This is a genomic window from Streptomyces sp. BV286, from assembly GCF_019090165.1.
Lineage (GTDB): Bacteria > Actinomycetota > Actinomycetes > Streptomycetales > Streptomycetaceae > Streptomyces.
Genome location: NZ_JAHRIB010000008.1, coordinates 113,617 through 126,991 on the forward strand (window position 1 = coordinate 113,617; position 13,375 = coordinate 126,991).

At 70.3% G+C, this 13,375-nt stretch carries 12 protein-coding genes and 1 tRNA gene; 4 read left to right on the forward strand and 9 right to left on the reverse strand.

Annotated elements, in window-relative coordinates; all coding sequences use genetic code 11:
* The first annotated feature begins 107 nt into the window (after positions 1 to 107).
* Positions 108 to 731, forward strand: a complete 624-nt coding sequence (locus KUF83_RS01535) for a MerR family transcriptional regulator (protein ID WP_217452665.1) — start codon at positions 108 to 110, stop codon at positions 729 to 731.
* 56 nt (positions 732 to 787) lie between these two features.
* Here the strand turns inward: KUF83_RS01535 and KUF83_RS01540 are convergent, their stop codons facing one another.
* Positions 788 to 1,591, reverse strand: a complete 804-nt coding sequence (locus KUF83_RS01540; RefSeq protein ID WP_308402882.1) for an exodeoxyribonuclease III — start codon at positions 1,589 to 1,591, stop codon at positions 788 to 790.
* A gap of 79 nt (positions 1,592 to 1,670) precedes the next feature.
* Between KUF83_RS01540 and KUF83_RS01545 the strand changes: the two genes are divergently transcribed.
* On the forward strand, positions 1,671 to 2,147 hold the full coding sequence (locus KUF83_RS01545) for a GNAT family N-acetyltransferase (protein WP_217452652.1): 477 nt from the start codon (positions 1,671 to 1,673) through the stop codon (positions 2,145 to 2,147).
* Between the two features lie 179 nt (positions 2,148 to 2,326).
* Here the strand turns inward: KUF83_RS01545 and KUF83_RS01550 are convergent.
* The 7 genes from KUF83_RS01550 to galU form a co-directional block, all read right to left on the reverse strand.
* A tRNA-Ala gene (locus KUF83_RS01550) sits at positions 2,327 to 2,400 on the reverse strand.
* A gap of 108 nt (positions 2,401 to 2,508) precedes the next feature.
* Entirely contained in the window at positions 2,509 to 3,828 is a 1,320-nt protein-coding gene (gene glpR / locus KUF83_RS01555) for a gephyrin-like molybdotransferase receptor GlpR (RefSeq protein WP_217452653.1), read from the reverse strand.
* 177 nt (positions 3,829 to 4,005) lie between these two features.
* On the reverse strand, positions 4,006 to 4,635 hold the full coding sequence (locus KUF83_RS01560; protein WP_269252936.1) for a GNAT family N-acetyltransferase: 630 nt from the start codon (positions 4,633 to 4,635) through the stop codon (positions 4,006 to 4,008).
* A gap of 26 nt (positions 4,636 to 4,661) precedes the next feature.
* Entirely contained in the window at positions 4,662 to 5,207 is a 546-nt protein-coding gene (locus tag KUF83_RS01565; RefSeq protein WP_217452654.1) for a molybdenum cofactor biosynthesis protein B, read from the reverse strand.
* Positions 5,204 to 5,683 carry a cyclic pyranopterin monophosphate synthase MoaC gene (moaC, locus tag KUF83_RS01570; protein ID WP_143638866.1) on the reverse strand — a complete coding sequence of 160 codons (480 nt, stop codon included), beginning with the start codon at positions 5,681 to 5,683 and terminating at the stop codon, positions 5,204 to 5,206. Before moaC ends, KUF83_RS01565 begins: the two co-directional genes overlap by 4 nt.
* A 62-nt stretch (positions 5,684 to 5,745) precedes the next feature.
* Positions 5,746 to 7,068, reverse strand: coding sequence for a gephyrin-like molybdotransferase Glp (gene glp / locus KUF83_RS01575; protein ID WP_217452655.1), 1,323 nt, complete (start codon positions 7,066 to 7,068; stop codon positions 5,746 to 5,748).
* 4 nt (positions 7,069 to 7,072) lie between these two features.
* Complete coding sequence (gene galU, locus KUF83_RS01580; protein WP_217452656.1) at positions 7,073 to 7,975, reverse strand: UTP--glucose-1-phosphate uridylyltransferase GalU; 903 nt, start codon at positions 7,973 to 7,975, stop codon at positions 7,073 to 7,075.
* Positions 7,976 to 8,069: 94 nt separating this feature from the next.
* Here galU and KUF83_RS01585 point away from each other — a divergent pair, with 94 nt between their 5' ends.
* Positions 8,070 to 8,684, forward strand: a complete 615-nt coding sequence (locus KUF83_RS01585; protein WP_217452657.1) for a 5-formyltetrahydrofolate cyclo-ligase — start codon at positions 8,070 to 8,072, stop codon at positions 8,682 to 8,684.
* A 68-nt stretch (positions 8,685 to 8,752) separates the two neighbouring features.
* Here KUF83_RS01585 and KUF83_RS01590 read toward each other — a convergent pair whose 3' ends face one another.
* On the reverse strand, positions 8,753 to 11,518 hold the full coding sequence (locus KUF83_RS01590) for a penicillin acylase family protein (protein WP_217452658.1): 2,766 nt from the start codon (positions 11,516 to 11,518) through the stop codon (positions 8,753 to 8,755).
* A gap of 256 nt (positions 11,519 to 11,774) precedes the next feature.
* On the opposite strand from KUF83_RS01590, the gene KUF83_RS01595 reads away from it, so the two are divergent.
* A complete protein-coding gene (locus KUF83_RS01595) occupies positions 11,775 to 13,343 on the forward strand; it encodes a potassium/proton antiporter (protein ID WP_217452667.1) in 1,569 nt (522 codons plus the stop codon).
* The last annotated feature ends 32 nt before the right edge of the window (positions 13,344 to 13,375 follow it).

Here is a 13,375-nt window from a genome sequence, read left to right on the forward strand (position 1 = left end):
ATGGGGAGCGTAGAGCAGCTCCGTACCGATGGGTAGGGGTTGCGCCCACGAAAGTTACCGACGGTACGACATAGGGTGCCGGTGTGGCGGACAAGCGGGAGTACCGGATGGAGGAGCTGGCCAGGGAGGCCGGCATCACCTTGCGCACGCTGCGCTTCTACCGCGAGCGCAAGCTGATCCCGCCACCGCGCCGCGAGGGCCGGATCGCCTGGTACGACGAGGACCACCTGGCCCGCCTGCGCACGATTGCCGCACTCCTGGAGCGCGGCCACACCCTCAACGGCATCGCCGAACTCGCCGAGGCCTTCGACCACGGCCGCGACGTGGGCGAACTCCTCGGACTCGGCGCGCCCACCGAGGAGACCCCGGTCCGCCTCTCCCCCGAGGAACTGGCCGACGTCTTCGCGGGCCAGGCGACACCGGAGAACCTCGCCGCGTCCCTGGACCTCGGCTATCTCGCCACCGACGGCACGGACCTCGTCCACATCAGCCGCCGGCTCCTGGAGACCTCGGCGGCCCTGGTCCGCGAGGGCATCCCCCTCGCGGACATCCTCGCCGCCGCCCATCGCGTACGTGAACACGCCGACGCCCTGGCCGAGTTGTTCACCGGTCTCGTCCTCACCCCGGAGCGCACTCCGGAGGACCTCCAGCGCCTGAGGCCCCTGGCGAAGAGCGTGGTGGAGGCGGAACTCTCGATGGCCCTGGACCGGCGTCTGCAGAAGCGGCCATAGCCCTCCGGCCGCCGGCCCCTGCCCCGGCCCCTGCCCCGTCACGCGTCCGGCCCGTGTCACATGTCGAAGACCACGGTCACCGGGGCATGGTCCGACCAGCGCTCCTCATGGGTCGCCGCCCGCTCCACGAACCCCTTGACGGCCCGGGCCGCGAGCCCGGGCGTGGCGACCTGGTAGTCGATGCGCCATCCCGTGTCGTTGTCGAAGGCCCGCCCGCGGTAGGACCACCACGAGTACGGCCCCTCCGCATCCGGGTGCAGCGCCCGTACGACGTCCACGTACCCGCCGTCCGTCTCGTCGAGGACGCGGCCGAGCCACTCCCGCTCCTCCGGCAGGAACCCGGAGTTCTTCCGGTTCCCGCGCCAGTTCTTGAGGTCGGCCGGCTGGTGGGCGATGTTCCAGTCGCCGCACACCACGACCTCGCGCCCGTCGGCGGCGGCCCGTACGCGCAGTTCCTTCAGGTGGGCGAGGAACTCGTCCATGAACCGGACCTTCTCGTCCTGCCGCTCGGTGCCGACCTCGCCGGAGGGCAGATACAGGCTGGCGACGGTGACGCCGGGCAGGTCCGCCTCGACGTACCGCCCGCTGCCGTCGAACTCGGCGGACCCGAAGCCGACCTGGACGCGGTCGGGCTCGCGGCGCGTGTAGAGGGAGACACCGGCCCGCCCCTTCGCGGCGGCGGGCGCGTGCACGGTATGCCACCCCTCCGGCTGCCGTACGTCCTCGGGAAGCTGCTGGGGCTCGGCCCGCACCTCCTGAAGACACAGCACGTCGGCGGACGTCCCCGCCAGCCACTCCACGAAGCCCTTCTTGGCCGCGGCCCGGAGCCCGTTCACATTCACAGAGGTCACAGTCAGCACCCGGGCACGATACCGGCACACTGGACGAGCACAGCGAACCGTTCCATCCGACCGAACGCATAGAAGTACGATGTCTAGCATGAATATACGCCGGGTCGCCTTCGACCACCCCGACGCCGTCAAGCTCAACGACCAGGTGCAGGCCGAGTACGCCGTGCGCTACGGCGACGAGGGCGACGTCACCCCGCTCGACGCGTCGATGTTCGAACCGCCCCTCGGCCTTTACCTGATCGCCTACGACCCCGAGGACCGCCCCGTGGCCACCGGCGGCTGGCGCACCCAGGACGAGAACGACGAGGGCTACTCGGACGGTGACGCCGAGCTGAAGCGCATGTACGTGGTCGACGAGGCCCGCGGCAACGGTCTCGCCCGCCGCATCCTGGCCGCCCTGGAGGACGACGCCCGCGCGGCGGGCCGCACCCGCATGGTCCTGGAGACCGGCAACAAGCAGCCCGAGGCGATCGCCCTGTACGCGTCCAGCGGCTACGCACCCTGCGTCAAGTTCGGCCACTACCGCTTCCACGACGACAGCCGCTGCTTCGCGAAGCCTCTGTGACGATGCCGGTCCGGCACGGACGGACCACCGGCCGGTCGTGATCACCGGCCGGGACCGGAAAGCAGAGGCCATCGCTCCACATCCGCGGAGGACATCCGCGGAGGACATTGGCCGACGCGCACTGGCCGCACACACGTCAGAGCCCCAGTCGGTGAAACCGACTGGGGCTCTGAGCTGCGTGGACCTGTGGGGATTTGAACCCCAGACCCCCTCGATGCGAACGAGGTGCGCTACCAGACTGCGCCACAGGCCCTTGCAACGAGTGAAACTCTAGCATCCCCGTCCGGGTGCTTGGAAATCCGTTCCCGGGCGCTCTCCCGCTGGTCAGGGGCAGGGCTTCCGGGGGACTTCTGAGGCGTCGTCACTCGTTGGCCGCGCGCGGCCGGTCGCCGTCCTCGTACTGGTCGAAGAGGGGGGTGCGCCCTCGTTCGCGGGCGCGGCGGGCCGAGGCCGCGCGCCGGGCGTCCGCGGCGCTGTCCGAGTTGTCGTCCTCGTCGGGCTCGCCCAGCTCCTCCTCCGCCCCGGGTGCCTCGTCCGTCACGCTGTCCGCGTTCGGCTCGACCGTGCTGGACCGGGCCGAGCTCCATGCGTCGGGCCCTCCGAGGTCGACGTCGGAGGTGGCGCGCGGGGCGACCGGGGCCGTCACGTACGTCGGCAGGGGCACCGGGACGGGGTCCCAGCTCTCGCCCCGGGCCGGGCCGTGCCGGCGCTCGCGCTGCTGGTCGACCCACTCGGCGTGGTCGGTCTGCTCGACGAGGGCGCGGCGGTCGGCGGCGAGCGCGGACAGGCCGGGGTCGGTGTGCGCCTCGGGTCCGTCCTCCGGCTCGTCGGCGGTGCCGGGCTCGACGGGCGGCCGCCTCCGGGGCTGCCGCTCACGCAGCCGCTGCGCGGCGACCTCGGCGCGCCTGCGGTCCATCACATAGGTGAAGCGCCGGCGCTCCTGGGAGCGCAGGTACGCGATGTAGATGCTCAGCATCACCGCGGGTACGCCGGGCGCCCACAGGAACGCGAGCCCGCCGACGGCCGCGACGATCGCGCCGAGCGTGAAGGCGACGAAGAGCAGGACGGTCGTACGCCGCCTGCGTGCGAGCACCTTCGAACGCCGGGCGCGGGCCGCGGCCTCCGCCGCGGCGGCCCGCCGCGCGGGGGACGACGCGGGTGATCCGTTCGGCGAGGACTTGGCGCCCTGCTGGGGCACGGGCCGGCCGCCCGTCGTCCGGCTCTGCTTCGGCGCCGGGTGGGCCGGGGCCTGGGAGCCGGGTTTCGGCGCCGTCGCGGACGCCTGCCGCGATGCCTGGCGCGACGCCTGCTGGGCCTGCGCCTGCTGGGCCTGCGCCTCGGACCGCGCACCCTCCCGCGCGTCCCGGGCGTCGCGTGCGTCGCCGACATCGGCCCGTACTTCACGGCGGGTCGGAGGCATGGCGAAGGCCCGGACGTCCACCGAGTCGGTGACGCCGTCCGGGTCGGCGCGCTGCTCCCCCTCTTCGGTGGAGCGCGCCCGCAGGTCCTTGGCGTACCGGCGCTCCATGCCCGCCCGTCCGGAGAGAAGCCGGATGGCGGTGCTGAAGCGTTCCGTCGGACGGGCTTCGTTCAGCTCGTCCTGCCTACGGAGCCACATCGGCACCAAGTAGGCGGCCCAGGCCCCGACAATGACTGCGTAGATGAGGCCGCTGCTGCTCACGCCTCACACGGTAGAGGGGTTTGCATGAGGCCATCTGCCAATTGAGCCGGTGTGTCGCACGATCTGGCTGATATTTCGAGCTTTTTTTGTGACCGATGCGATCAGCAGGCCACCGGGAGTGCGAAATCAATGCCCGAGGATGGTCGATCACCGATCACTTTCGAACACCTATTTCATTTACGCGGTGTTCCGGGGCGTGTCCCGCGGCGAGTTTTCAGACGTGTTCCGCGACCGTGTGCGCCGCCAGCGGGCCAGCAGTCCTTCGGGCACCTCTTCGGCCGTGAGCGCGAAGACGAGGTGGTCACGCCAGGCGCCGTCGATGTGCAGATATCGGGGACGAAGGCCTTCGTCGCGGAATCCGAGTTTCTCCACGACCCGCCGGCTCGGTCCGTTCTCGGGCCGAATGCAGACCTCGATGCGGTGCAGACCAACGGTCCGGAAGCAGTGGTCGGACGCCAGAGCGACGGCCGTCGGCATCACTCCGCGACCGGCGACCGCCTCGTCCACCCAGTAGCCGATATGACCCGAACACATGGAGCCCCAGGTGATTCCGGCGACCGTCAACTGCCCGACGAGCCGCCCCTGGTACTCGATGACGAACGGCAGCATCCGCCCCGAGTTCGCCTCGGTGCGCAGATGTCGGACCATCTGGCGGTACGTCGGCCGGTGGGCGATGGGCCCGCTCGGCGTGGGCGGCGGGATGGTCGCCTCCCAGGGGCGCAGCCAGTCGCGGTTGCGCCGGTTGACGTCACGCCAGGCTCGCTGGTCGCGCAGCTTTATGGGCCTGAGGACCACATCGCCGTCCACCAGCTCGACCGGCCAGGATGGGGTGTTCAGCTCGCACCCCCGCTGTCGCCGGGTCTGGGGTGGTCGCCGCCGCGGATCTGGTCGACGGCATGGGTCAGGAGGGGTTCGAGGACGGCCAGGCCGTCCCGGACCCCGCCGGTGGAGCCCGGCAGGTTCACGATCAGTGTCCTCTCCGCGACGCCGGCGAGGCCGCGGGAGAGCGCGGCCGTCGGGACCTTGTCCCTTCCGAACGCTCTGATGGCCTCGGGAATGCCCGGCACCTCGTAGGCGATCACCTTGCGCGTGGCCTCCGGGGTGCGGTCGGTGGGCGAGATGCCCGTGCCGCCGGTGGTCACGATGACGTCGTATCCCGCTTCGACGCCGCTGAGCAGTGCGCTCTCGACGGGGTCCCCGTCGGGGACCACCCGAGGCCCGTCGACGGCGAAGCCGAACTTCGTGAGCCCCTCGGCGATCAGGGGCCCGCCCCTGTCCTCGTAGACACCGGCGGCCGCGCGGTTCGAGGCCGTCACGACGAGGGCGCTGTACGGGGCGGCCGGCGCGCCTTCGGCCGACGGCCCGGGCTGCGCCGTCATGCCCGGCTCCAGTCGCCCGACTTGCCGCCCGTCTTCTCCTCCACACGCACGTCCGTGATGACCGCCCCCTTGTCGACCGCCTTGACCATGTCGATCACGGTGAGCGCCGCGACGGTGACCGCGGTGAGGGCCTCCATCTCGACGCCCGTGCGGTCGGTGGTCTTCACGGTGGCCAGGATCTCGACGGCGTCGTCCGCGACCGACAGGTCCAGCTTGACACCCGACACCGACAACGGGTGGCAGAGCGGGATCAGATCCGGTGTGCGCTTGGCGCCCATGATGCCCGCGATGCGCGCGGTGGCGAGGGCGTCGCCCTTGGGCACTCCCTCGCCGCGCAGCAGTTCGATCACGCGGGGCGAGACCAGCACGCGGCCGCTCGCGCGAGCGGTGCGTGCGGTCACGTCCTTCTCGGACACGTCGACCATGCGGGCGGCGCCCGCCTCGTCGATGTGGGTCAGTCGGTCCTGCGTACTCATGCTGTGGCGGCGCTCCCGGTCGGGCCAGTTGTGCGCGACACGGTACCCCCAACTCGGCGCTCTCAGCCGAGCAGGACCACCTCGACGTCGGTGCCGGGCTCCACGGACTCGGTGGACTCCGGGACGACGATCAGCGCGTCGGCGTGTGCGAGGGCCGCGATCAGGTGGGATCCGGCGCCACCGACGGGCGTCACCTCCCCGTTCGCGTACTGCCCGCGCAGGAATTGACGGCGTCCGGCGGGTGAGGTGAGTGCCTTGTCCGTGCGGAGCTTCGCCCTGGTGGTGGGCCGGTGGATGTCGTCGACGCCCATCAGGGCGCGGATCGCAGGGCGCACGAACAGCTCGAAGGACACGTACGACGACACGGGGTTGCCCGGGAGCGCGAGCAGCGGGGTGTGGTCGGGGCCGATGGAGCCGAAGCCCTGGGGTTTGCCGGGCTGCATGGCGAGCTTGCGGAAGTCGATGCCGCCGCCCTCCTCGTCCTCGTCGCCGACCGAGGAGAGCGCCTCCTTGACGACGTCGTACGCGCCGACGCTGACGCCGCCCGTGGTGACCACGAGGTCGGCGCGGATGAGCTGGTCCTCGATGGTGGCGCGGAGTGTGTCGGCGTCGTCGGCGACCGCGCCGACCCGGTAGGCGATCGCTCCGGCGTCCCTGGCCGCGGCGCACAGCGCGAAGCTGTTGGAGTCGTAGATCTGGCCGGTGGCCAACTCCGTGTCGGGCTGGACGAGTTCGCTGCCGGTGGACAGGACCACCACGCGGGGGCGCGGGCGCACGCGGACGGTCCCCCGGCCGATCGCGGCGAGCAGCCCGATCTGCGGCGGGCCGAGCACGGTGCCCGCGCAGAGCGCGCGGTCGCCGGCCTTCACGTCGCTGCCCTTGGCGCGCACGTGCGCGCGTGCCTGCGCCGGGCGGTGGACGTGCACCTGTCCGGAGGCGCCCTCAGGGGACGCGCTGCGGGCGCGCATCCCGGAGACGGGGCCCTCGCCGAGGCCCCCGTCGGTCCACTCCACGGGGACGACGGCCTCGGCGCCGGGCGGCAGCGGGGCGCCCGTCATGATGCGGGCGGCCTGGCCGGGGCCCACGTGGAGCAGCTCGGACTCGCCCGCCGCGACGTCTCCGACGACCGTGAGCACGGCCGGGTACTCCTCGCTCGCGCCCGCCACATCGGCGACCCGGACCGCGTACCCGTCCATCGAGCTGTTGTCGAACGGCGGCAGGGAGACCGGCACCGTGACGTCCTCGACCAGCACGCAGCCCTGGGCGTCGAGGAGCTGCAGCTCGATCGGTTCGAGGGGGCGCACGGTCGCGAGGATGTCCTCCAGGTGCTCCGTCACCGACCAGAGGTGGTCCTGGCCGGTGACACGGGTCGCGGCACTGCTCAAGTTCCTACATCTCCTCGGTGACGTAACTGCGAAGCCAGGTCCGGAAGTCCGGGCCCAGGTCTTCACGTTCGCACGCGAGTCTGACAATGGCACGCAGGTAGTCGCCGCGGTCGCCGGTGTCATAGCGGCGGCCCTTGAAGACGACGCCGTGCACGGGGCCGCCGACCTTCTCGTCGTCCGCGAGCTGCTGGAGGGCGTCGGTGAGCTGGATCTCGCCGCCGCGGCCGGGCTCGGTCTTGCGGAGTATGTCGAAGATGTGCGGGTCGAGGACGTAGCGGCCGATGATCGCGTAGTTGCTGGGGGCGTCCGCCGGGTCGGGCTTCTCGACGAGGCCGGTCACCCTGACGACGTCGCCGTCCTCGGTGGACTCGACGGCCGCGCATCCGTAGAGGTGGATCTGCTCGGGCTCGACCTCCATGAGCGCGACGACGCTGCCGCCGTGCTGCTCCTGGACGTCGACCATGCGCTTGAGCAGCGGGTCGCGCGGGTCGATGAGGTCGTCGCCGAGGAGCACGGCGAAGGGCTCGTCGCCGACGTGCGGGGCGGCGCAGAGCACGGCGTGGCCGAGGCCCTTGGGGTCGCCCTGGCGGACGTAGTGCATGGTGGCGAGGTCGCTTGACTCCTGCACCTTGGCGAGCCGGTTGGCGTCGCCCTTCTTCTGAAGGGCGGATTCCAGCTCGTAGTTGCGGTCGAAGTGGTCCTCGAGGGGGCGCTTGTTGCGTCCCGTGATCATGAGGACGTCATCGAGGCCCGCGGAGGCGGCCTCCTCGACCACGTACTGGATCGCCGGCTTGTCGACGACCGGCAGCATCTCTTTGGGAGTGGCCTTGGTGGCCGGCAGGAACCGGGTGCCGAGACCTGCTGCGGGGATGACAGCCTTGCTGATCCTTGGGTGTGCCTGAGTCATGCACGCCACCATATCCGGTGCCTTTGTAGGGAATCTGTGGCTCCGGTTAATTCGCTCTCATATGAGCGCATTATGAAGGGTACGGAACAAGTCTATGAGCCGCCTGGGACCCGAAGACGAGTCTGGCAAGCGATGGTTGCGGCGGGATCTCCTCGCGGTGAGGAGCCGGTTGACGGCCGGTGACGTGCAAGAAACCGGGGCCGCACTCGCCGCCCGCGCCCTGGAGCTGCCCGAGCTGGCGCACGCGCGCACGGTGGCAGCCTACGTGTCCGTGGGGAGTGAACCGGGCACCCGCGCGCTCCTCGACGCGCTCCACGCGCGCGGAGTGCACGTCCTGCTTCCGGCGCTGCTGGCGGACAACGACCTCGACTGGGGCGCGTACGACGGACCGGACTCGCTCGTCGGCGTCCGGCACGGCGGCAGGATGACGCTCCTGGAGCCCGCGGGCGAGCGGCTGGGCCCGGAGGCCGTGCTCGCGGCCGACGCCGTGCTGCTGCCGGGTCTCGCCGTGGACGCGCGCGGGCTGCGGCTCGGCCGCGGCGGCGGATCGTACGACCGGGTGCTCGCCCGTCTGGAGCGGGCGGCCGCCGATCCGGCCCTGGTGGTGCTGCTGTACGACTCCGAAGTGGTCGGCCGCGTCCCCGAGGAGCCGCACGACAGGCCGGTGCACGCGGCGGTGACGCCTTCGGCAGTACACCGCTTCCGCTGACCCTCCCGGAGCGGCCGGGTACGCGAACGGCCCTCCACGCGCGCGTGGAGGGCCGTTTCACGTGCCGTCTAGGGCTGCAGGACCAGTGTGTCCGACGTGGCCTTGTCGACCGCCCGGTCCGAGGAGACCCACGGCAGCAGCTCGCCCTTGACCCACTTGCCCGTCTGGTCGATGTAGTGGGCACTGTAGGCATGACCGGAGGCACCGGTGAGGTTGATCCACTTGGACTTGTCGAAGTCGTCGAGGTTCACCACCATGCGCATCGACGGCACCCAGACCACCGAGTAGCCGCCCGCCGCGTTCCAGCCGGTGGCGTTCACCGCCGCCTCGCCGCCGCCCATGTTGTACGGGCCGCGGTTGAGCATGTACTGCAGGAAGCCGGGGCCCTCGATGCCCATGGTCTGGTTCTTCAGGTACAGCCGGTGCAGCCGGCCCCAGCTCCAGGTGTCGATGTCCTTGCCGAGCTTGGCGGTGAGCTCCCAGCGCGCGTCCTTGAGGGCCCGCGCGAACAGCTCGTCACGCGTGTCCACGACGGTCTGGTCGGTGCGCGTCTTGGGCGCCGACCACCAGTCGTTGTCCTCGTCGTCGAGGATCTTGCGGACCACCTCGAACCAGCGGTCACCGCCGTCCGGCTGCGCGCTGTCCGCGTCGCGCTGGCCGCACTCGCGCACCTTGTCGTCCTCGTTGTCGACCGGCCCCGTGGAGTCGGTCGGCTCGACGTACAGGCACTGGCCCTTGACCCGCAGCTCCTTGGGCAGCTTGTTGCCGAAGGCGAGCTTGAGGATGTTGCGCCAGGTCGCGTTGAAGTACGCGGCCGCGGCCGAGTCGGCGTCCTGGGTGTAGTTCCAGCCCTCCAGGAGCTTCTGCGCCTCGCGGACGTACTTGTCGTCCACGTCGATCTTGAGCAGCTTGGGCACCAGCAGCTTGGCGATCTCGCTGCTGTTGTCGAGCTGCATCTGGCGCATGTCGTCCGTCGAGACCTTGCCGCCGTTCTTGATCTTCGACTCGATGAGATCGGCGATCCGCTGGCTGCGCGTGCCGTAGCCCCAGTCCGTGGTGAGCGTGTACGGGTACTTGTCCTTGTCGACGACGGCCTGGTTGGCGGTCACGATGTACCCGCGCTTCGGGTTGTACTCGTACGGCAGCTCGTCCTGATCGATGTAACCGGTCCAGCGGTACTTCGAGTCCCAGCCGGGCGACGGCAGCGAGCCGTCGCCCTCGCCGCGGATCGGGATCCGGCCGGGCAGCTGGTAGCCGATGTGGTTCTCGATGTCCGCGTAGACCAGGTTCTGCGACGGTACGTCGAAGAGGGCGGCGGCCTTGCGGAAGTCCGTCCAGTTCGCGGCCCTGTTCATCGCGAAGACGGCGTCCATGGAGGTGCCCGGGTCCAGGGCGGTCCAGCGCAGGGCGATCGCGTAGCCGTCACCGCGGTCGGGGGCCGCGCTGTCGACACCGGCCTTCTTGCCGACCTTCACGAGCTCGTCGTAGCGGTCGGACAGCAGCGGGCCGTTGTTGGTCTCCCGGACGACGATGGACTTGCTCTCACCGCCCGCGACGTCGATCTTCTCCTTGCGGGTGGTGAAGGGCAGCACCTTGTCGTCGTACTCGTAGCCGTCCCCGGTGAGCTTCTCCAGGTACAGGTCGGTGACGTCGGCGCCGGAGTTGGTCATGCCCCAGGAGATGTTCTCGTTGTGGCCGATCACCACACCCGGCATGCCCGCGAAGGTGTACCCCGAGACGTCGTACCGGCACTTCTCCGAGACGCTCTTGCAGTGCAGGCCCATCTGGTACCAGACCGACGGGAGCGAGGGCGACAGGTGCGGGTCGTTGGCCAGCAGCGGCTTACCGCTGATGGTGTGCTCGCCGCCGACGACCCAGGAGTTGGATCCGATGCCGTTGCCGTTCACGCCGACGGCCTCGGGGACGTCGTCGAGCACCTTGTAGAGACCCGACAGCTGGCTCTGGAGCCCCGAGGGGGCCGTGGTGCCGTTCGCCAGCCCGGTGCCGGCCGCGGAGCCCGCAGCGGTTCCGGTTCCGGTGCCGCCGCCCTGCTCGTACTCCTCGGTGACGCTGTTGTACTGGCCCTCCTGCACGATCGGCTTGTTCCGGTCGTACGGGTAGTCCGGGTACAGGTCGGCGATCTGCTTCGGGCCGAGGCGGCTGGTCATCAGGGAGCGGTCGATCTCGTCCTGCATGTTGCCGCGCAGGTCCCAGGCCATCGCCTTGAGCCAGGCCACGGAGTCGACCGGGGTCCACGCCTTGGGCCTGTAGTCGTTGGAGAAGCCCAGCGCCGCGTACTCCAGGGAGATGTCCGCGCCGTCCTTGCCCTTCAGGTAGGCGTTGACCCCCTTGGAGTAGGCCTGGAGATACTTCTTCGTCTCCGCGGACAGCTTGGTCTTGTACTCCTTCTCCGCCACCCGCTCCCAGCCGAGCGTGCGCAGGAACTCGTCCTCGTCGACCTGGCTCTCGCCGAACATCTCGGAGAGCTTGCCCGCGGTCATGTGGCGGCGGACGTCCATCTCGTAGAACCGGTCCTGCGCCTGGACGTAGCCCTGCGCCATGAACAGGTCCTCGTCGGTCGAGGCGTAGATCTGCGGGATCCCGTAACCGTCCCGCTTCACGTCCACGGGGCCCGACAGGGCGTCGAGCGTGAGGGAACCCTTGGTCTGCGGGAAGGAGGCACGGACGGTGCTGATGCTCCAGAACGCCCCGTAGGCGACGCCGCCGATGATGGCCAGAACCAGGACGATCAGGATCAGACGGGCTCTGCGCCCCTTCTTCCTGCCGGACTTGCCGGGCTTTTGACCGGAAGATGCGGTGGTGTTGGGGGGCATCGCTGTCCTTGCTGTCCTCACGCGAGCGGCAGGCGGGCTTGTCCATTTGACTGAGCGCTGGAGCAACCATAGGCGCAGGGCCAACCCGGACTTGACGCGGAGTCGGCAACCCGGGCGGACGGGAGTTCGATCTTGCCCTGCCGAGTGTCAAGAAAGCGTCAAGAGTTAGGTAAGGTAACGAAGTAGTTGACGCATCGGAGCAGCTGAATCGGCCACAGTTGAATTTTCACCGTGACCCGACGGTGCCACCGGCCCGATCGGCCCCAGTGATCCGACTGGTCAGACTGATCCACCAGGAACGGCGAGAAGGGAACAGCCGCTGACTGTCCACCACCTCAACCAGCTCTTGCTCGTCTGCTCGCTCGTTCTGCTCGTCGCGGTGGCGGCGGTTCGGATCTCCTCGCGCAGCGGGCTCCCCAGCCTGCTCGTCTACCTGGGCATCGGCGTCGCCATGGGCCAGGACGGCGTCGGCGACATCCACTTCGACAACGCCGAACTGACCCAGGTCATCGGATACGCGGCCCTGGTCGTGATCCTCGCCGAGGGCGGTCTGGGCACGAAGTGGAAAGAGGTCAAGCCGGGACTGGCGGCCGCCTCCTCACTGGCGATCGTCGGCGTCTCGGTGAGCGTCGGCGTCACGGCGACGGCAGCCCACTACCTGATCGGGCTGGAGTGGCGGCAGGCGCTGATCATCGGCGCAGTGGTGTCCTCGACGGACGCGGCGGCGGTCTTCTCGGTGCTCCGGAAGGTGCCCCTGCCCTCCCGCGTGACGGGCATCCTGGAGGCCGAGTCGGGCTTCAACGACGCCCCGGTGGTCATTCTCGTCGTCGCGTTCTCCACGGCGGGCCCGGTGGATCACTGGTACCACCTGCTCGGCGTGATAGCGCTGGAGCTGGCCATCGGAGCGGCCATCGGTCTCGCGGTGGGCTTCCTGGGGTCGTTCGGGCTGCGGCACGTGGCGCTGCCCGCCTCCGGCCTCTACCCGATCGCCGTGATGGCGATCGCGGTCACCGCGTACGCGGCCGGGGCCCTCGCCCACGGCAGCGGCTTCCTCGCCGTGTACCTGGCCTCGATGGTGCTGGGCAACGCGAAACTGCCGCACTGGCCCGCCACCCGCGGCTTCGCCGACGGGCTCGGCTGGATCGCGCAGATCGGCATGTTCGTGCTGCTCGGCCTGCTGGTCACCCCGCACGAGATGGGCGACGACATCTGGCCGGCGCTCGTCATCGGCCTGGTGCTGACCATGGTGGCACGGCCCCTGAGCGTCGTCCTGGCCCTGCTGCCGTTCCGTATGCGCTGGCAGGAACAGGCCCTGATGTCCTGGGCCGGACTGCGCGGCGCCGTGCCCATCATTTTGGCCACGATCCCGATGGTCAGCGGCGTCGAGGACAGCCGTCGCATCTTCAACATCGTCTTCGTCCTGGTCGTCGCCTACACCCTCGTGCAGGGGCCGACGCTGCCCTGGCTGGCCCGGCGGCTGGGTCTCGCCAAGTCCTCGGAGACCGCCGACCTGGGGATCGAGTCCGCGCCGCTGGAGCGGCTGCGCGGACACCTGCTGTCCGTCGCGATCCCGGAGGGGTCGAAGATGCACGGCGTCGAGATCAACGAGCTGCGGCTGCCCGCGGGCGCCGCGGTCACGCTGGTCGTACGCGGCGGAGAATCGTTCGTTCCGCTTCCCGTGACCGTGCTCAGACGCGGCGACGAGCTGCTCGTCGTGGCGACGGACCCGGTCCGGGACGCCGCCGAGCGACGACTGCGCGCGGTCGGGCAGGGCGGCAAGCTGGCGGGCTGGCTGGGGACGGGCGGCAACGACGCCGAGGACTGAGCCGCAGCCCCGGTGACCCGGCCGCGTCGGCG